The sequence below is a fragment of the Pseudomonas sp. WS 5021 genome, from assembly GCF_012985535.1.
Lineage (GTDB): Bacteria > Pseudomonadota > Gammaproteobacteria > Pseudomonadales > Pseudomonadaceae > Aquipseudomonas.
Map to the genome: position 1 here is coordinate 150,768 of NZ_JAAQWP010000009.1, position 16,904 is coordinate 167,671.

Consider the following 16,904-nt stretch of genomic DNA (forward strand, 5'->3'; position numbering starts at 1 on the left):
TCTCCCTACTTGAAAGACTGTAGTTTGAACCAAGCGGACCCGCAGGTCACGGGATGAACGGCATAAAAGTGATGTTTTTCGGAGAAAAGTAGCTGAAATAACGCAAAAACCGCCCAAATGAGGGCGGTTCTGCTTATCACTTAGAGTTAGTTAAGCGATACACCCAGTGCAGTTGCGATCCCTTCTCCATACGCCGGATCGGCCTTGAAAAAGTGCTGCAACTGACGCTGAACCACATCGCTGGAAACACCCGCCATCGCGCCCGCGATGTTGTTGATCAACAGCGCCTTTTGCTCAGCATTCATCAGGCGGAACAGCGCACCGGCGTGGCTGTAGTAATCCGTGTCTTCGCGGTGATCGTAGCGATCAGCTGCACCACTCAGAGCCAGGGCAGGTTCTGCGTACTGCGGCGCCTGTTTGGGGGCATCGGCGTAGCTGTTTGGCTCGTAGTTCGGGGCCGCGCCACCGTTGCTGCCGAACGCCATGGAACCGTCACGCTGGTAAGTATTGACGGGACTGCGTGGAGCATTCACCGGCAGGTGCTGATGGTTGGTCCCGATACGGTAGCGATGCGCATCGGCGTAAGCAAAGACACGCCCCTGCAGCATGCGATCTGGCGACAAACCGACACCTGGCACCATGTTGCTTGGACCGAACGCGGCTTGCTCCACTTCGGCGAAGTAGTTCTGCGGATTGCGGTTCAACTCCAACTCGCCCACCTCAATCAACGGGAATTCTTTCTGAGACCAGGTTTTGGTCACGTCGAAGGGATTCTCGTAGTGCGCGTTGGCCTGGGCCTCAGTCATGATCTGGATACACACGCGCCATTTCGGGAAGTCGCCGCGCTCGATGGCCCCAAACAGATCGCGCTGAGCATAATCCGGATCGGTACCGGCCAGGCGCGCAGCATCGGCAGGCGCCAGGTTCTTGATGCCTTGCTTGGTCTTGTAGTGCCATTTCACCCAGTGACGCTCGCCATTGGCGTTGATCAAGCTGTAGGTGTGGCTACCAAAGCCATGCATGTGGCGGTAGCCGTCCGGGATACCCCGGTCCGAGAACAGGATGGTGACCTGGTGCAGCGCCTCAGGCGAATGCGACCAGAAGTCCCACATCATCTGCGCACTTTTCAGGTTGCTTTGCGGCAGACGCTTTTGGGTGTGGATGAAATCGGGGAATTTCAGTGGGTCACGGATAAAGAACACCGGGGTATTGTTGCCAACGATGTCCCAGTTGCCTTCTTCGGTGTAGAACTTCAATGCGAAGCCACGTGGGTCGCGCTCGGTATCTGCGGAGCCGCGCTCGCCACCCACTGTCGAGAAACGCAGGAAGGTTGGCGTCTGCTTGCCAACAGCGTCAAACAGCTTGGCGCTAGTGTACTGGGTGATGTCCTTGGTGACCGTGAACGTGCCATAGGCTCCCGAGCCTTTGGCGTGTACACGACGCTCTGGGATGTTTTCGCGGTTGAAATGGGCAAGCTTCTCGATCAGATGAAAGTCGTCGAGCAGCAGCGGGCCACGCGGACCTGCGGAACGTGAATTCTGGTTATCGGCAACGGGAGCACCGCTGGCGGTTGTAAGGGTTTTATTCTGGCTCATGCTCAATCTCCTCAGGTCAGTCTTGGAACTGCCGGCTAATCGGCTTGGAGGGAGTATTGACCAGGAAGATGACACCATCAAATTTATTAAATCATGCTTATCGATAGTTAATTACTAACGATGACTTGGCTCGCATAGCCACAACTCAATCAATACCCGTCATGAACTTTCCTATCGCCCACAAAAAACCGGGCACTAGGCCCGGTTTTTCGTAGCAGACTGTCGTCTTACTCGGCGGATACAGCTTCGCCAGCAGTAGCACGATCAACCAACTCGACGTACGCCATAGGCGCGTTGTCGCCAGTGCGGAAACCGCACTTGAGGATGCGCAGGTAGCCACCCTCACGGGTAGCGTAGCGCTTGCCCAGGTCGTTGAAGAGCTTACCAACGATAGCTTTCGAGCGAGTACGGTCGAAAGCCAGACGGCGGTTAGCCAGGCTGTCTGTCTTGGCCAAAGTGATCAGCGGCTCAGCAACGCGACGCAGTTCTTTGGCTTTCGGCAGTGTAGTTTTAATCAGCTCGTGCTCGAACAGCGACACCGCCATGTTTTGAAACATGGCCTTGCGGTGCGAGCTGGTACGGCTCAGGTGACGACCACTTTTACGATGACGCATGGTTCATTCCTTACCAAACTCACGTTCGGTGATTACGACGATCAGGCAGTCGCCTTGTCGTCCTTCTTAAGACTTGCAGGCGGCCAGTTGTCGAGGCGCATGCCGAGGGACAGACCGCGGGAGGCCAGAACGTCCTTGATTTCAGTCAAGGATTTCTTGCCCAGGTTCGGAGTCTTCAACAGTTCTACTTCGGTACGCTGAATCAGGTCACCGATGTAGTAAATGTTTTCCGCCTTAAGGCAGTTAGCCGAACGTACAGTCAGTTCCAGATCGTCAACCGGGCGAAGCAGGATCGGATCGATCTCGTCTTCCTGCTCGATTACCACTGGTTCGCTGTCACCCTTGAGGTCGACGAACGCAGCCAACTGCTGTTGCAGGATGGTTGCAGCGCGGCGAATAGCCTCTTCAGGATCCAGAGTACCGTTGGTTTCCAGATCAATAACCAGCTTGTCCAGGTTAGTACGCTGCTCGACACGGGCGTTTTCCACCACGTATGCGATACGGCGAACCGGGCTGAACGAAGAGTCAAGCTGCAAGCGACCAATGCTGCGGCTTTCGTCTTCATCGCTCTGACGCGAGTCGGCCGGTTCATAACCACGACCACGAGCTACGGTGAGCTTCATGTTCAGGGCGCCGTTAGACGCCAGGTTAGCGATTACGTGATCGGGATTAACGATCTCGACATCATGATCCAGCTGAATATCGGCAGCGGTAACCACCCCCGAACCCTTCTTCGACAAGGTCAGCGTAACTTCGTCACGGCCGTGCAGCTTGATAGCCAGACCTTTAAGGTTCAACAGGATTTCAATTACGTCTTCCTGTACACCTTCGATGGCGCTGTACTCGTGGAGCACACCGTCAATCTCGGCCTCGACTACTGCACAGCCGGGCATTGAGGACAACAGGATGCGGCGCAGCGCGTTGCCCAGGGTGTGGCCAAAACCACGCTCGAGAGGCTCGAGAGTGATCTTGGCGCGGGTTGGACTGACAACCTGCACATCAATGTGGCGGGGTGTCAGGAACTCATTTACCGAAATCTGCATGGATGCACCTATTTTCTAGCCCTTACTTGGAGTAGAGCTCGACAATCAGGCTTTCGTTGATGTCGGCGGACAGATCACTGCGAGCAGGAACGTTCTTGAAAACGCCCGACTTCTTCTCAGTGTCTACTTCTACCCATTCTACGCGGCCACGTTGGGCACACAGATCGAGAGCTTGGACAATGCGAAGTTGGTTTTTTGCTTTCTCGCGAATCGCGACCACGTCACCAGCACGAACCTGGTAGGACGGGACGTTAACGGTTTGGCCGTTTACGCTAACGGATTTGTGCGATACCAGCTGACGGGATTCGGCACGAGTCGAACCAAAGCCCATACGGTATACAACGTTGTCCAGACGGCATTCGAGCAGTTGCAGCAGGTTTTCACCGGTTGCACCTTTCTTGCCAGCAGCTTCTTTGTAGTAGCCGCTGAACTGACGCTCGAGAACGCCGTAGATACGACGGACCTTCTGCTTTTCACGCAGTTGGGTGCCGTAGTCGGACTGGCGACCGCGGCGTTGGCCGTGGATACCAGGTGCTGCTTCAATGTTGCACTTCGATTCGATCGCGCGCACGCCGCTCTTCAGAAAGAGATCGGTGCCTTCGCGACGAGCGAGTTTGCATTTTGGACCAATGTAACGAGCCATTCTTTACAATCTCCTGGATTACACGCGGCGCTTCTTCGGCGGACGGCACCCGTTGTGCGGGATTGGCGTCACGTCGGTGATGCTGGCGATCTTATAGCCACAGCCGTTCAAAGCACGGACAGCAGACTCACGACCTGGACCTGGACCCTTGACGTTAACGTCGAGGTTTTTCAGGCCATATTCCAGCGCAGCTTGACCAGCACGTTCAGCAGCTACTTGAGCAGCAAACGGGGTGGACTTGCGGGAACCGCGGAAACCCGAACCACCAGAGGTAGCCCAAGAAAGCGCGTTACCTTGACGGTCGGTGATGGTCACGATGGTGTTGTTAAAAGATGCATGGATGTGGGCGATGCCATCAACCACTGTCTTTTTAACTTTTTTACGAGGACGAGCAGCAGGTTTTGCCATGATAATTTTCCTGTCGATTCGCTGGGGCGATTACTTGCGGATCGGCTTACGCGGACCTTTACGGGTACGCGCGTTAGTCTTGGTACGCTGACCGCGTACTGGAAGACCACGACGATGACGCAGACCGCGATAGCAACCGAGGTCCATCAAACGCTTGATTTTCATGTTGATTTCGCGACGCAGGTCACCTTCAGTGGTGAACTTCGCCACTTCGCCACGCAGCAATTCAATCTGCTCGTCGCTCAGATCCTTGATCTTAGCGGCTGGGTTTACCCCAGCAACTGCGCAAATTTTCTGCGCAGTAGTGCGACCAACACCATAGATGTAGGTCAGCGAGATAACAGTGTGCTTGTTATCTGGAATGTTAACGCCTGCAATACGGGCCATTCAGTGGGACTCCAATTGACAGCTACCTACGCCCCGGAAGCCAAGAAATAGGGCGCGAGATAATATCGCTGTAATAACAAATAATCAACCCGGCAGCGCACTAGCTGCCGGGCTTCAAGCGGATCACACTCAGCCTTGGCGCTGTTTGTGACGCGGTTCCGCGCTGCAAATTACTCGAACAACACCTTCGCGGCGAATAATCTTGCAGTTACGGCACAGCTTTTTCACCGATGCACGAACTTTCATCACCAACTCCTCGAACCTTATGGGGTACTCAGCGCAACATGCCGCTGCCGTAGCCCTTCAGGTTGGCTTTCTTCATCAGGGATTCGTACTGGTGCGAAACGAGGTGCGATTGTACTTGGGACATGAAGTCCATCACAACCACGACCACGATCAGCAACGAGGTCCCGCCAAGGTAGAACGGAACGTTTGCTGCAACCACCAGGAACTGGGGCAACAAGCACACGGCCGTCATATATAGAGCACCGAACAGGGTCAAGCGGGTCAGAACGCCATCAATGTAGCGCGCCGACTGCTCGCCTGGACGAATACCCGGAATAAAGGCACCGGACTTCTTCAGGTTTTCCGCTACGTCTTTCGGATTGAACATCAACGCCGTATAGAAGAAGCAGAAGAAAATAATCCCTGCACTAAACAGCAGAATATTCAACGGCTGACCAGGAGCGATCGACTGCGAGATGTCCTGCAACCAGCCCATACCTTCAGACTGACCGAACCAGGCACCCAACGAAGCCGGAAACAGCAAAATGCTGCTCGCGAAGATAGCAGGAATAACACCGGCCATATTCACTTTCAGCGGCAAGTGGCTGGTCTGCGCAGCGAAGACCTTGCGGCCCTGCTGACGCTTGGCGTAGTGAACAGCGATACGACGCTGACCACGCTCAATGAACACCACAAAACCGATAATCGCTACTGCCAGCAAACCGATGGCAACCAAGGCGAAGATATTGATATCACCCTGACGTGCAGACTCGAAAGACTGCCCGATTGCCCTCGGAAGACCGGCGACGATACCTGCGAAAATCAACATCGAGATACCGTTGCCAACACCACGTTCAGTAATCTGCTCACCCAGCCACATCATGAACATCGCACCAGCCACAAATGTGGTTACTGCAACGAAATGGAAGCCAAAGTCACCAGTGAACGCTACGCCCTGCCCCGCCAGACCAATGGACATGCCAATAGCCTGGACAAGAGCAAGAACGACAGTGAGGTAGCGGGTGTACTGGCTAATCTTGCGACGACCAGCTTCACCTTCCTTCTTCAACTGCTCCAGCTGCGGGCTGACGGCGCTCATCAACTGCATGATGATCGATGCCGAAATGTACGGCATGATCCCCAGTGCAAAGATGCTCATCCGCTCCAGCGCGCCGCCGGAAAACATGTTGAACAAGCTAAGAATGGTCCCCTCATTCTGTCGAAACAGGTCTGCGAGTCGGTCCGGGTTGATACCTGGAACCGGGATGTGTGCGCCTATTCGGTAGACGATAATCGCCAGGAACAGAAAACGCAGACGAGCCCAAAGTTCAGACATACCGCCTTTGCCGAGCGCTGAGAGAGCACCTTGCTTAGCCATTTATTCCTCGAACTTGCCGCCAGCTGCTTCGATAGCCGAACGCGCACCTTTGGTGGCGCCGATTCCCTTGCCGATAGTGACAGCGCGAGTCACTTCACCGGACAGCATGATTTTCACACGCTGTACGTTGACGTTGATCACGTTGGCATCTTTCAGGGTCTGCACGGTAACGATGTCGCCTTCCACTTTAGCCAGCTCGGACAGACGCACTTCTGCGCGGTCCATGGCCTTCAGGGAAACGAAACCGAACTTCGGCAGGCGACGATGCAGCGGCTGTTGACCGCCTTCAAAGCCTGGAGCGATGGTGCCACCGGAGCGGGAGGTTTGACCTTTGTGGCCACGGCCACCAGTCTTACCCAAACCGCTACCGATACCACGGCCCGGACGATGCTTTTCGCGACGGGAACCCGGCGCTGGACTCAGATCATTGAGTTTCATCGATTAACCCTCGACACGCAGCATGTAGTAAGCCTTGTTGATCATCCCGCGATTCTCGGGAGTATCCTGGACTTCTACAGTGTGACCGATGCGACGCAGACCCAAACCCTTAACGCACAATTTGTGGTTAGGGATGCGGCCGGTCATGCTTTTGATCAGCGTTACTTTAACGGTAGCCATGATCAGAAGATCTCCTTGACGCTTTTGCCACGCTTGGCGGCAATGGATTCAGGAGATTGCATAGCTTTCAAACCTTTGAAAGTGGCATGAACCACGTTTACCGGGTTAGTCGAGCCGTAGCACTTGGCCAGAACGTTCTGAACGCCAGCAACCTCGAGGACAGCACGCATAGCGCCGCCAGCGATGATACCGGTACCTTCAGAGGCAGGCTGCATGTACACCTTCGAAGCGCCGTGAGCGGACTTCATTGCGTACTGCAGGGTGGTGCCGTTCAGGTCAACTTGGATCATGTTGCGACGAGCAGCTTCCATTGCCTTCTGGATCGCAGCAGGCACTTCACGCGACTTGCCACGGCCGAAGCCAACACGGCCCTTACCATCACCAACCACGGTCAACGCGGTGAAGGTGAAGATACGGCCGCCTTTAACGGTTTTGGCTACGCGGTTAACTTGAACCAGCTTCTCAATGTAGCCTTCGTCGCGCTTTTGGTCGTTATTTGACATAACTTAGAACTCCAGCCCAGCTTCACGAGCAGCATCAGCCAGCGCTTTAACGCGGCCGTGGTACTTGAAGCCAGAGCGGTCGAAAGCCACTTGCGAGACGCCAGCGGCCTTAGCACGCGTAGCGACCAGCTGGCCAACCTTAGTGGCCGCGTCGATGTTGCCAGTGGCACCATCACGCAGTTCTTTATCCAAAGTCGAGGCGCTTGCCAGGACTTTGTTGCCGTCGGCCGAGATGACCTGGGCGTAGATGTGCTGCGACGAGCGGAACACGCAGAGACGCACGACTTCGAGTTCGTGCATTTTCAGGCGTGCTTTGCGAGCGCGACGCAGTCGAGTAACTTTTTTGTCGGTCATTTGCTATGCCCTACTTCTTCTTGGCTTCTTTACGACGGACGACTTCGTCCGCGTAGCGCACACCTTTGCCTTTGTACGGCTCTGGTGGACGGAAGTCGCGGATCTCGGCAGCCACTTGACCTACCAGCTGCTTATCGATGCCCTTGATCAGGATATCGGTCTGGCTAGGAGTTTCAGCGGTGATGCCTTCCGGCAGTTCGTAATCCACTGGGTGCGAGAAGCCAAGGGCCAGGTTCAAAACCGTGCCTTTTGCTTGCGCTTTGTAACCAACACCGACCAGCTGGAGCTTACGCTCGAAGCCTTGGCTTACGCCTTGGACCATGTTGTTTACCAACGCACGCGTGGTACCGGCCATTGCGCGAGTTTGTTGATCGCCATTGCGAGCAGCGAAACGCAACTCACCAGCTTCTTCAACGATCTCAACGGACGAATGGATGTTCAGTTCAAGAGTACCCTTGGCACCCTTCACCGAAAGCTGTTGGCCTGCGAATTTTACTTCGACACCGGCTGGCAGCTTAACGGGGTTCTTAGCGACGCGAGACATGCTTATCCCCCCTTAGAACACAGTGCAAAGAACTTCGCCGCCGACACCGGCAGCGCGCGCAGCACGATCCGTCATCACACCTTTGTTGGTGGAGACGATAGACACGCCAAGACCGCCACGAACTTTCGGCAGATCTTCAACGGACTTGTACTGACGCAGGCCTGGACGGCTAACGCGCTTCACTTCCTCGATGACCGGACGGCCTTCGAAGTACTTCAGCTCGATGGACAGCAGTGGCTTGATTTCGCTGCTGATCTGATAACCCGCAATGTAGCCTTCGTCTTTCAGGACTTTGGCAACAGCTACCTTCAACGTGGAAGATGGCATGCTTACGACGGACTTTTCAGCCATCTGGGCATTACGGATACGAGTTAGCATGTCCGCTAACGGGTCCTGCATACTCATGGGCTAGACGCTCCTAATACAAAAAAATTAGCCTTGCGGCTACATATGTCACCGAGAATCTCCGGGCATAAAACACACGGGCTCAGGCGAGCCGCGTATTTTAGACACACTCCGGAAATGAAACAAGCCCCAAAAGGGGCTTGTTCCAGATTCTAGGCCACCGGCGGTCAGTATCTTGCGATCCTGGCCACCGAGACTTCGAAAGTACTTACCAGCTGGCTTTAACCAGACCTGGTACGTCACCACGCATTGCAGCTTCACGCAGTTTGTTACGGCCGAGGCCGAACTTGCGGTAAACACCGTGTGGACGACCGGTCAGGCGGCAGCGGTTACGCATGCGCGAAGCGCTTGCGTCACGTGGCTGCTTCTGCAGAGCTACTGTAGCTTCCCAACGCGCTTCTGGACTTGCGTTCAGATCAACGATGATAGCTTTCAGTGCTGCACGCTTCTTGGCGTACTTGGCAACCGTGAGCTGACGCTTCAGCTCGCGGTTTTTCATGCTCATCTTGGCCATGGTCCTACTCCAATCAGTTGCGGAACGGGAATTTGAACGCACGCAGCAGAGCGCGGCCTTCATCATCGTTCTTGGCAGTGGTGGTCAGGGTGATGTCCAGACCGCGGAGAGCATCGATCTTGTCGTAGTCGATTTCCGGGAAGATGATCTGCTCTTTAACGCCCATGCTGTAGTTACCACGACCATCGAAGGACTTGGCATTCAGGCCGCGGAAGTCGCGAACCCGAGGCAGGGAGATCGACAGCAGACGATCCAGGAACTCGTACATACGCTCACGGCGCAGAGTCACTTTGACACCGATCGGCCAACCTTCACGGACTTTAAAGCCAGCGATGGATTTCCGAGCGTAAGTCACAACGACTTTTTGACCGGTGATCTTTTCCAGGTCAGCAACAGCGTGCTCGATGACTTTTTTGTCACCGATCGCTTCGCCCAGACCCATGTTCAGGGTGATTTTGGTAACGCGCGGAACTTCCATCACGTTCGAAAGCTTAAGTTCTTCCTTAAGCTTCGGAGCGATTTCCTTCCGGTAAATCTCTTTTAGTCGTGCCATGGTCTTATCTACCTAGCAGTGTTCAAGCATCAACCGCTTTTTGGGTCGACTTGAAGACACGAATTTTCTTACCGTCTTCTACTTTGAAACCAACGCGATCAGCCTTGTTGGTTTCGCCGTTGAAGATGGCGACGTTAGAAGCGTGCAATGGCGCTTCTTTCTCGACGATACCGCCCTGTACGCCCGACGCGGGGTTTGGCTTGGTATGACGCTTGACCAGGTTCAGACCACCAATGACCAGACGGTCATCAGCAAGAACCTTCAGCACCTTACCGCGCTTACCTTTGTCTTTGCCGGCGATCACGATGATCTCGTCGTCACGACGAATCTTTTGCATGTCGGATCTCCTTACAGCACTTCTGGGGCGAGCGAGACGATCTTCATGAACTTCTCAGTACGAAGTTCACGGGTCACTGGCCCAAAGATACGGGTGCCGATCGGCTCTTGCTTGTTGTTCAGAAGAACAGCAGCGTTGCCATCAAAGCGGATAATGGAGCCATCAGCACGACGTACGCCGTGACGAGTGCGGACTACAACAGCAGTCATCACTTGGCCTTTTTTCACTTTACCGCGAGGAATTGCTTCCTTCACGGTAACTTTGATGATGTCACCGATACCAGCGTAACGACGATGGGAGCCACCCAGCACCTTGATGCACATAACACGGCGAGCGCCGCTGTTATCGGCCACATCGAGCATGGATTGAGTCTGAATCATATAATTTCTCCGACCCCTAGTCCTTAGACTTCCACAGCGCGTTCGAGAACATCAACCAGTGCCCAAGACTTGGTCTTGGCCAGCGGACGAGTTTCACGAATAGTGACTTTGTCGCCGATGTGGCACTGATTGGTTTCGTCGTGCGCGTGCAGCTTAGTCGAACGCTTAACATATTTACCGTAGATCGGGTGCTTAACGCGACGCTCGATCAAAACGGTGATGGTTTTGTCCATCTTGTCGCTGACAACACGGCCAGTCAGCGTACGGACAGTCTTTTCGGCTTCAGCCATGATCACTTACCTGCCTGCTGGTTGAGCACAGTCTTCACGCGAGCGATGTCACGCTTAACTTGCGAGAGCAGATGAGACTGCCCCAACTGGCCAGTTGCTTTCTGCATACGCAGATTGAACTGGTCGCGCAGCAGGCCGAGCAGTTGCTCGTTCAGCTGCTGTGCGGATTTTTCACGAAGTTCATTCGCTTTCATCACATCACCGTCCGTTTAACAAAGGCGGTGGCGAGCGGCAGCTTTGCAGCAGCCAGGGCAAAAGCCTCACGCGCCAGCTCTTCAGTTACACCCTCGATTTCATACAGGACTTTGCCTGGCTGAATCTGGGCTACCCAGTATTCCACGTTACCCTTACCTTTACCCATCCGAACCTCGAGAGGTTTTTTGGAGATCGGCTTGTCCGGGAATACACGGATCCAGATCTTGCCACCACGTTTTACGTGACGGGTCAGTGCACGACGCGCTGACTCGATCTGACGAGCGGTGAGACGACCACGAGCTACAGACTTCAGCGCGAACTCGCCGAAGCTGACTTTGCTACCGCGCTGAGCCAGACCACGGTTGTGGCCTGTCATCTGCTTGCGGAACTTCGTACGCTTAGGTTGCAACATTTGGCGTACCCCTTACTTAGCAGCTTTTTTACGAGGCGCTGGTGCTTGTGGTTTCAGTTCTTCTTGGCGACCACCAATTACTTCGCCCTTGAAGATCCAAACCTTTACACCGATCACACCGTAAGTGGTGTGAGCTTCGTAGTTGGCATAGTCGATGTCGGCACGCAGGGTGTGCAACGGCACACGACCTTCGCGATACCATTCAGTACGTGCGATTTCAGCACCGCCGAGACGACCGCTCACTTGGATTTTGATGCCCTTGGCACCAATGCGCATGGCGTTCTGTACAGCGCGCTTCATAGCACGACGGAACATTACGCGGCGCTCCAGCTGCTGAGCTACGCTCTGCGCAACCAGCATACCGTCGAGCTCCGGCTTGCGGATCTCTTCGATATTGATGTGCACAGGCACACCCATTTGCTTGGTCAGGTCCTGACGCAGTTTCTCAACATCTTCACCTTTCTTCCCGATAACGATACCTGGACGAGCGGTGTGGATGGTGATACGTGCAGTTTGGGCCGGACGATGGATATCGATACGGCTTACGGACGCGCTTTTTAGTTTGTCTTGGAGATACTCACGCACCTTCAGATCAGCGAACAAATAGTCCGCATAAGTCCGACCGTCTGCGTACCAGACGGAGGTGTGCTCCTTGACGATTCCCAGGCGAATGCCAATGGGATGTACTTTCTGACCCATCTCTTCGACTCCGTTACTTGTCAGCAACCTTGACAGTGATATGGCAAGACCGCTTGACGATGCGATCAGCACGGCCTTTGGCACGCGGCATGATACGCTTCAGCGAACGCCCTTCGTTGACGAAAACGGTGCTGACCTTCAGGTCATCAACGTCTGCGCCTTCGTTATGCTCGGCGTTGGCTACGGCCGACTCCAGCACTTTCTTCATGATCTCGGCGGCTTTCTTACTGCTGAAAGCCAACAAGTTGAGCGCTTCGCCCACCTTCTTCCCGCGGATCTGGTCGGCGACCAAGCGGGCTTTCTGGGCGGAGATTCGAGCGCCCGACAACTTAGCGGCTACTTCCATTTCCTAACCCCTTAACGCTTGGCTTTCTTGTCTGCCACGTGCCCACGATAAGTGCGGGTACCGGCAAACTCGCCCAGTTTGTGGCCGACCATGTCTTCGTTAACGAGAACTGGGACGTGCTGACGACCGTTGTGTACTGCGATGGTCAAACCGACCATTTGTGGCAGGATCATAGAACGGCGCGACCAGGTCTTAACTGGTTTGCGATCGTTCTTTTCCGCCGCCACTTCGATCTTCTTCAGTAGGTGAAGATCAATAAAAGGACCTTTTTTCAGAGAACGTGGCACTGTCGTATCCCTCTATTTACTTGCGACGACGGACGATCATTTTGTCGGTACGCTTATTACCACGAGTCTTCGCGCCCTTAGTCGGGAAGCCCCATGGCGATACCGGATGACGACCACCAGAGGTACGACCTTCACCACCACCGTGTGGGTGGTCAACCGGGTTCATGGCAACACCACGAACGGTTGGGCGAACGCCACGCCAGCGTTTGGCACCAGCTTTACCCAGCGAACGCAGGCTGTGCTCGGAGTTCGAGACTTCGCCCAGGGTCGCACGGCATTCAGCCAATACTTTACGCATCTCACCAGAACGCAGACGCAGGGTCACGTAGACACCTTCACGAGCGATCAGCTGAGCCGAAGCACCAGCGGAACGAGCGATCTGTGCGCCTTTACCTGGCTTCAATTCGATGCCGTGTACGGTGCTACCAACTGGAATGTTACGCAGTTGCAGAGCGTTGCCCGGCTTGATCGGTGCCAGGGCACCTGCGATCAGCTGGTCGCCAGCACTCACGCCTTTAGGCGCGATGATGTAGCGACGCTCGCCATCTGCGTACAGCAGCAGAGCGATGTGAGCAGTACGGTTTGGATCGTATTCGATACGCTCGACAGTGGCAGAGATGCCATCTTTGTCGTTGCGACGGAAATCGACCAGACGATAATGCTGCTTATGGCCACCACCGATGTGACGAGTGGTAATACGACCATTGTTGTTACGACCACCAGTCTTCGATTTCTTCTCGAGCAGCGGTGCGTGAGGAGCGCCTTTATGCAGCTCCTGATTGACCACCTTGACCACAAAACGGCGGCCAGGGGAAGTCGGTTTGCATTTAACGATTGCCATGATGCACCCCTTCCTTACTCAGCACTGCTGCTGAAATCGAGATCTTGGCCTGGCTGAAGGGAGATAACTGCCTTCTTCCAGTCATTACGCTTGCCCAGACCGCGAGCAGTGCGCTTGCTCTTACCCAGAACATTCAGGGTAGTAACACGCTCTACTTTCACGCTGAACAGGCTTTCGACGGCCTTCTTGATTTCCAGCTTGGTTGCGTCAGTTGCAACCTTGAAAACGAACTGGCCTTTCTTGTCAGCCAGAACCGTAGCCTTTTCGGAAACGTGCGGGCCAAGCAGAACTTTAAATACGCGTTCCTGGTTCATCCCAGCAGCTCCTCGAATTTCTTCACGGCCGACACGGTGATCAACACCTTGTCGTATGCGATCAGACTAACTGGATCGGAACCTTGCACGTCACGTACATCAACGTGTGGCAGGTTGCGAGCAGCCAGGTACAGGTTCTGATCAACAGCTTCGGACACGATCAGGACATCAGTCAGACCCATGCCGTTCAGCTTGTTCAGCAGATCTTTGGTTTTCGGCGCTTCAACAGCGAAGTCCTGAACCACGACCAGACGATCAGTACGCACGAGTTCAGCAAGGATGGAGCGCAGTGCTGCGCGATACATCTTCTTGTTGAGCTTCTGAGAGTGATCCTGCGGACGAGCTGCGAAAGTGGTACCGCCGCCACGCCAGATTGGGCTACGGATAGTACCGGCACGAGCACGGCCAGTACCTTTCTGACGCCAAGGGCGCTTACCGCCACCACGAACGTCGGAACGGGTCTTTTGCTGCTTGCTACCTTGACGGCCGCCGGCCATGTAGGCCACGACTGCTTGGTGAACGAGCGTCTCGTTGAATTCGCCGCCAAATGTCAGTTCGGAAACTTCGATCGCTTGAGCGTCATTTACATTTAATTGCATGTCAGCTTCCCCTTAACCGCGAGCCTTGGCCGCTGGACGTACAACCAGGTTGCCGCCAGTAGCGCCAGGAACAGCACCCTTGACCAACAACAGATTGCGTTCAGCGTCGACGCGCACTACTTCGAGGGACTGCACGGTCACGCGCTCAGCGCCCATATGACCGGACATTTTTTTGCCCTTGAATACACGACCAGGAGTCTGGCACTGGCCAATAGAGCCCGGGACGCGGTGGGAAACGGAGTTACCGTGAGTGTTGTCTTGGCCACGGAAATTCCAACGCTTGATCGTACCCTGGAAGCCTTTACCCTTGGACTGACCGGTTACATCAACCAGTTGACCAGCGGCGAAGATTTCAGCGTTGATCAGATCGCCAGCCTGGTAGTCGCCATCTTCAAGACGGAACTCCATGACAGTACGACCAGCTGCAACGTTTGCTTTAGCGAAGTGACCTGCTTGAGCAGCAGTCACGCGCGAAGCACGACGCTCGCCGACAGTGACTTGCACTGCACGATAGCCATCGGTTTCTTCAGTTTTGAACTGGGTGACGCGATTCGGCTCGATCTCAATGACCGTGACCGGAATGGAGACACCTTCTTCGGTGAAAATACGGGTCATACCGCATTTACGACCGACTACACCAATAGTCATGTTGTAAACCTCATGAGTGTACGGGGCTTTCACCCGCTATGGCCGCCCATTTCAGAGCGTTACACGACTAAGACCCGAGTCTTAGCCGAGGCTGATCTGTACTTCCACACCGGCCGCCAGATCAAGCTTCATAAGTGCATCAACGGTTTTATCCGTTGGCTGGACGATGTCCAGAACGCGCTTATGAGTACGGATCTCGTACTGGTCACGCGCGTCTTTGTTGACGTGCGGGGAGACCAGAACGGTGAACCGCTCTTTGCGGGTAGGCAGTGGAATAGGACCACGCACTTGTGCCCCAGTACGTTTCGCGGTTTCCACGATTTCCTGGGTGGATTGGTCGATCAGGCGATGGTCAAAAGCCTTCAACCTGATACGGATTTGCTGATTTTGCATTGGATTTCAGACTCCGGCTGCTATTCCCACCGAGCGCACTGCGCCCGTTAAAAGGAGGCGCAATTCTATAGACGCCCCAGATAGGTGTCAACCCAATAAAAAAGCCCCCGCTGAGCGGGGGCTTTTCAAAGCATCGAAGCTATCTCAGAAGAGATGCTTACTCGATGATTTTAGCTACAACGCCAGCACCAACGGTACGGCCGCCTTCACGGATTGCGAAACGCAGACCGTCTTCCATTGCGATGGTTTTGATCAGGGTGACAACCATTTTGATGTTGTCGCCTGGCATTACCATTTCAACGCCTTCCGGCAGTTCGCAGTTACCAGTCACGTCAGTAGTACGGAAGTAGAACTGTGGACGGTAGCCTTTGAAGAACGGAGTGTGACGACCGCCTTCTTCTTTGCTCAGCACGTACACTTCAGCTTCGAACTTGGTGTGCGGCTTAACCGAACCTGGCTTGACCAGAACCTGGCCACGCTCAACGTCGTCACGCTTGGTACCACGCAGCAGAACGCCGCAGTTCTCGCCAGCACGACCTTCGTCGAGCAGCTTACGGAACATTTCAACACCGGTGCAGGTGGTGACGGTAGTGTCACGCAGACCAACGATTTCCAGTGGATCTTGAACCTTGACGATACCGCGCTCGATACGACCAGTTACAACAGTACCGCGACCGGAGATCGAGAATACGTCTTCGATTGGCATCAGGAACGGCTTGTCGATAACACGAACTGGATCTGGGATGTAGCTGTCCAGAGTCTCAACCAGTTTACGAACGGACGTGGTGCCCATTTCGTTATCGTCTTTACCTTCCAGAGCCATACGAGCAGAACCGATGATGATCGGAGTGTCGTCGCCTGGGAAGTCGTAAGTGCTCAGCAGATCGCGCACTTCCATCTCAACCAGTTCCAGCAGCTCAGCGTCGTCTACCAGGTCTGCCTTGTTCAGGTAAACCACGATGTACGGAACGCCTACCTGACGGGACAGCAGGATGTGCTCACGGGTTTGTGGCATCGGACCATCAGCGGCCGAGCAAACCAGGATTGCGCCGTCCATCTGGGCAGCACCGGTGATCATGTTCTTCACATAGTCGGCGTGACCTGGGCAGTCAACGTGAGCGTAGTGACGGATCAGCGAGTTGTATTCAACGTGCGCGGTGTTGATGGTGATACCACGAGCTTTTTCTTCTGGTGCGCTGTCGATTTTATCGAAATCAACGATTGCGGAACCGAATACTTCGGAGCAAACGCGAGTCAGAGCAGCAGTCAGAGTGGTTTTACCATGGTCAACGTGACCGATAGTGCCAACGTTGACGTGCGGTAGGGAACGATCAAATTTTTCTTTAGCCACGACAATTAACTCCTTGCCTAAAGGACTG

Annotated in this window: 30 protein-coding genes; all 30 read right to left on the reverse strand. The window is 54.5% G+C overall.

Annotation, left to right across the window (positions count from 1 at the left end; genetic code table 11):
• Nucleotides 1-146: 146 nt before the first annotated feature.
• The 30 genes from HBO19_RS24615 to tuf all read right to left on the reverse strand — a co-directional run bounded on the left by HBO19_RS24615 (nucleotide 147) and on the right by tuf (nucleotide 16,876).
• Nucleotides 147-1,595, reverse strand: coding sequence for a catalase (locus HBO19_RS24615; RefSeq protein WP_169951374.1), 1,449 nt, complete (start codon nucleotides 1,593-1,595; stop codon nucleotides 147-149).
• Between the two features lie 227 nt (nucleotides 1,596-1,822).
• Nucleotides 1,823-2,209: a 50S ribosomal protein L17 gene (gene rplQ, locus HBO19_RS24620; protein ID WP_007918448.1), complete on the reverse strand. Its 387-nt coding sequence runs from the start codon at nucleotides 2,207-2,209 to the stop codon at nucleotides 1,823-1,825.
• 41 nt (nucleotides 2,210-2,250) lie between these two features.
• Entirely contained in the window at nucleotides 2,251-3,252 is a 1,002-nt protein-coding gene (rpoA, locus tag HBO19_RS24625; protein WP_003176403.1) for a DNA-directed RNA polymerase subunit alpha, read from the reverse strand.
• A 22-nt stretch (nucleotides 3,253-3,274) separates the two neighbouring features.
• Complete coding sequence (gene rpsD / locus HBO19_RS24630; protein WP_003210056.1) at nucleotides 3,275-3,895, reverse strand: 30S ribosomal protein S4; 621 nt, start codon at nucleotides 3,893-3,895, stop codon at nucleotides 3,275-3,277.
• A gap of 18 nt (nucleotides 3,896-3,913) precedes the next feature.
• Nucleotides 3,914-4,303, reverse strand: a complete 390-nt coding sequence (gene rpsK, locus HBO19_RS24635) for a 30S ribosomal protein S11 (RefSeq protein ID WP_002555466.1) — start codon at nucleotides 4,301-4,303, stop codon at nucleotides 3,914-3,916.
• A 30-nt stretch (nucleotides 4,304-4,333) separates the two neighbouring features.
• Nucleotides 4,334-4,690 carry a 30S ribosomal protein S13 gene (gene rpsM / locus HBO19_RS24640; protein WP_024077676.1) on the reverse strand — a complete coding sequence of 119 codons (357 nt, stop codon included), beginning with the start codon at nucleotides 4,688-4,690 and terminating at the stop codon, nucleotides 4,334-4,336.
• A 129-nt stretch (nucleotides 4,691-4,819) separates the two neighbouring features.
• The gene (gene rpmJ / locus HBO19_RS24645) at nucleotides 4,820-4,936 is read right to left on the reverse strand and encodes a 50S ribosomal protein L36 (protein ID WP_002555468.1); all 117 of its coding nucleotides are present in this window, start codon (nucleotides 4,934-4,936) and stop codon (nucleotides 4,820-4,822) included.
• A 28-nt stretch (nucleotides 4,937-4,964) separates the two neighbouring features.
• Nucleotides 4,965-6,293, reverse strand: coding sequence for a preprotein translocase subunit SecY (gene secY / locus HBO19_RS24650; RefSeq protein WP_053125863.1), 1,329 nt, complete (start codon nucleotides 6,291-6,293; stop codon nucleotides 4,965-4,967).
• A complete protein-coding gene (gene rplO / locus HBO19_RS24655) occupies nucleotides 6,294-6,731 on the reverse strand; it encodes a 50S ribosomal protein L15 (protein WP_003176407.1) in 438 nt (145 codons plus the stop codon).
• 3 nt (nucleotides 6,732-6,734) lie between these two features.
• A complete protein-coding gene (rpmD, locus tag HBO19_RS24660) occupies nucleotides 6,735-6,911 on the reverse strand; it encodes a 50S ribosomal protein L30 (protein WP_003176408.1) in 177 nt (58 codons plus the stop codon).
• A 2-nt stretch (nucleotides 6,912-6,913) separates the two neighbouring features.
• A complete protein-coding gene (gene rpsE / locus HBO19_RS24665) occupies nucleotides 6,914-7,414 on the reverse strand; it encodes a 30S ribosomal protein S5 (RefSeq protein ID WP_003186035.1) in 501 nt (166 codons plus the stop codon).
• 3 nt (nucleotides 7,415-7,417) lie between these two features.
• The gene (gene rplR / locus HBO19_RS24670; protein WP_003186037.1) at nucleotides 7,418-7,768 is read right to left on the reverse strand and encodes a 50S ribosomal protein L18; all 351 of its coding nucleotides are present in this window, start codon (nucleotides 7,766-7,768) and stop codon (nucleotides 7,418-7,420) included.
• A 10-nt stretch (nucleotides 7,769-7,778) separates the two neighbouring features.
• Complete coding sequence (gene rplF, locus HBO19_RS24675) at nucleotides 7,779-8,312, reverse strand: 50S ribosomal protein L6 (protein ID WP_003176412.1); 534 nt, start codon at nucleotides 8,310-8,312, stop codon at nucleotides 7,779-7,781.
• A gap of 12 nt (nucleotides 8,313-8,324) precedes the next feature.
• Nucleotides 8,325-8,717: a 30S ribosomal protein S8 gene (rpsH, locus tag HBO19_RS24680; RefSeq protein WP_017848802.1), complete on the reverse strand. Its 393-nt coding sequence runs from the start codon at nucleotides 8,715-8,717 to the stop codon at nucleotides 8,325-8,327.
• Between the two features lie 208 nt (nucleotides 8,718-8,925).
• Nucleotides 8,926-9,231 carry a 30S ribosomal protein S14 gene (rpsN, locus tag HBO19_RS24685; protein WP_003176414.1) on the reverse strand — a complete coding sequence of 102 codons (306 nt, stop codon included), beginning with the start codon at nucleotides 9,229-9,231 and terminating at the stop codon, nucleotides 8,926-8,928.
• 13 nt (nucleotides 9,232-9,244) lie between these two features.
• The gene (gene rplE, locus HBO19_RS24690; RefSeq protein ID WP_003210069.1) at nucleotides 9,245-9,784 is read right to left on the reverse strand and encodes a 50S ribosomal protein L5; all 540 of its coding nucleotides are present in this window, start codon (nucleotides 9,782-9,784) and stop codon (nucleotides 9,245-9,247) included.
• A 22-nt stretch (nucleotides 9,785-9,806) separates the two neighbouring features.
• Nucleotides 9,807-10,121, reverse strand: coding sequence for a 50S ribosomal protein L24 (gene rplX / locus HBO19_RS24695; protein WP_029299388.1), 315 nt, complete (start codon nucleotides 10,119-10,121; stop codon nucleotides 9,807-9,809).
• 11 nt (nucleotides 10,122-10,132) lie between these two features.
• On the reverse strand, nucleotides 10,133-10,501 hold the full coding sequence (gene rplN / locus HBO19_RS24700; protein ID WP_002555479.1) for a 50S ribosomal protein L14: 369 nt from the start codon (nucleotides 10,499-10,501) through the stop codon (nucleotides 10,133-10,135).
• Nucleotides 10,502-10,524: 23 nt separating this feature from the next.
• Nucleotides 10,525-10,791, reverse strand: coding sequence for a 30S ribosomal protein S17 (gene rpsQ / locus HBO19_RS24705; protein ID WP_003176419.1), 267 nt, complete (start codon nucleotides 10,789-10,791; stop codon nucleotides 10,525-10,527).
• Between the two features lie 2 nt (nucleotides 10,792-10,793).
• Nucleotides 10,794-10,985, reverse strand: coding sequence for a 50S ribosomal protein L29 (gene rpmC, locus HBO19_RS24710; protein WP_002555481.1), 192 nt, complete (start codon nucleotides 10,983-10,985; stop codon nucleotides 10,794-10,796).
• Nucleotides 10,985-11,398 carry a 50S ribosomal protein L16 gene (gene rplP, locus HBO19_RS24715; protein WP_003232424.1) on the reverse strand — a complete coding sequence of 138 codons (414 nt, stop codon included), beginning with the start codon at nucleotides 11,396-11,398 and terminating at the stop codon, nucleotides 10,985-10,987. The genes rpmC and rplP overlap by 1 nt, the downstream gene beginning before the upstream one ends.
• A gap of 12 nt (nucleotides 11,399-11,410) precedes the next feature.
• On the reverse strand, nucleotides 11,411-12,097 hold the full coding sequence (rpsC, locus tag HBO19_RS24720) for a 30S ribosomal protein S3 (protein WP_003176422.1): 687 nt from the start codon (nucleotides 12,095-12,097) through the stop codon (nucleotides 11,411-11,413).
• A 13-nt stretch (nucleotides 12,098-12,110) separates the two neighbouring features.
• Nucleotides 12,111-12,443 carry a 50S ribosomal protein L22 gene (gene rplV / locus HBO19_RS24725; protein ID WP_003103908.1) on the reverse strand — a complete coding sequence of 111 codons (333 nt, stop codon included), beginning with the start codon at nucleotides 12,441-12,443 and terminating at the stop codon, nucleotides 12,111-12,113.
• 11 nt (nucleotides 12,444-12,454) lie between these two features.
• Nucleotides 12,455-12,730: a 30S ribosomal protein S19 gene (gene rpsS, locus HBO19_RS24730; RefSeq protein WP_002555486.1), complete on the reverse strand. Its 276-nt coding sequence runs from the start codon at nucleotides 12,728-12,730 to the stop codon at nucleotides 12,455-12,457.
• 16 nt (nucleotides 12,731-12,746) lie between these two features.
• The gene (rplB, locus tag HBO19_RS24735; RefSeq protein WP_003176423.1) at nucleotides 12,747-13,571 is read right to left on the reverse strand and encodes a 50S ribosomal protein L2; all 825 of its coding nucleotides are present in this window, start codon (nucleotides 13,569-13,571) and stop codon (nucleotides 12,747-12,749) included.
• Nucleotides 13,572-13,585: 14 nt separating this feature from the next.
• Nucleotides 13,586-13,885 carry a 50S ribosomal protein L23 gene (gene rplW / locus HBO19_RS24740; RefSeq protein ID WP_002555488.1) on the reverse strand — a complete coding sequence of 100 codons (300 nt, stop codon included), beginning with the start codon at nucleotides 13,883-13,885 and terminating at the stop codon, nucleotides 13,586-13,588.
• Nucleotides 13,882-14,484: a 50S ribosomal protein L4 gene (rplD, locus tag HBO19_RS24745; protein WP_057438746.1), complete on the reverse strand. Its 603-nt coding sequence runs from the start codon at nucleotides 14,482-14,484 to the stop codon at nucleotides 13,882-13,884. The genes rplW and rplD overlap by 4 nt, the downstream gene beginning before the upstream one ends.
• Nucleotides 14,485-14,496: 12 nt before the next feature.
• Entirely contained in the window at nucleotides 14,497-15,132 is a 636-nt protein-coding gene (gene rplC, locus HBO19_RS24750; RefSeq protein ID WP_003194649.1) for a 50S ribosomal protein L3, read from the reverse strand.
• Between the two features lie 81 nt (nucleotides 15,133-15,213).
• Entirely contained in the window at nucleotides 15,214-15,525 is a 312-nt protein-coding gene (rpsJ, locus tag HBO19_RS24755; RefSeq protein ID WP_003186070.1) for a 30S ribosomal protein S10, read from the reverse strand.
• A gap of 157 nt (nucleotides 15,526-15,682) precedes the next feature.
• Nucleotides 15,683-16,876 (reverse strand): elongation factor Tu, encoded by a 1,194-nt coding sequence (gene tuf / locus HBO19_RS24760; RefSeq protein WP_003176426.1) that lies wholly within the window; start codon nucleotides 16,874-16,876, stop codon nucleotides 15,683-15,685.
• Nucleotides 16,877-16,904: the final 28 nt, after the last annotated feature.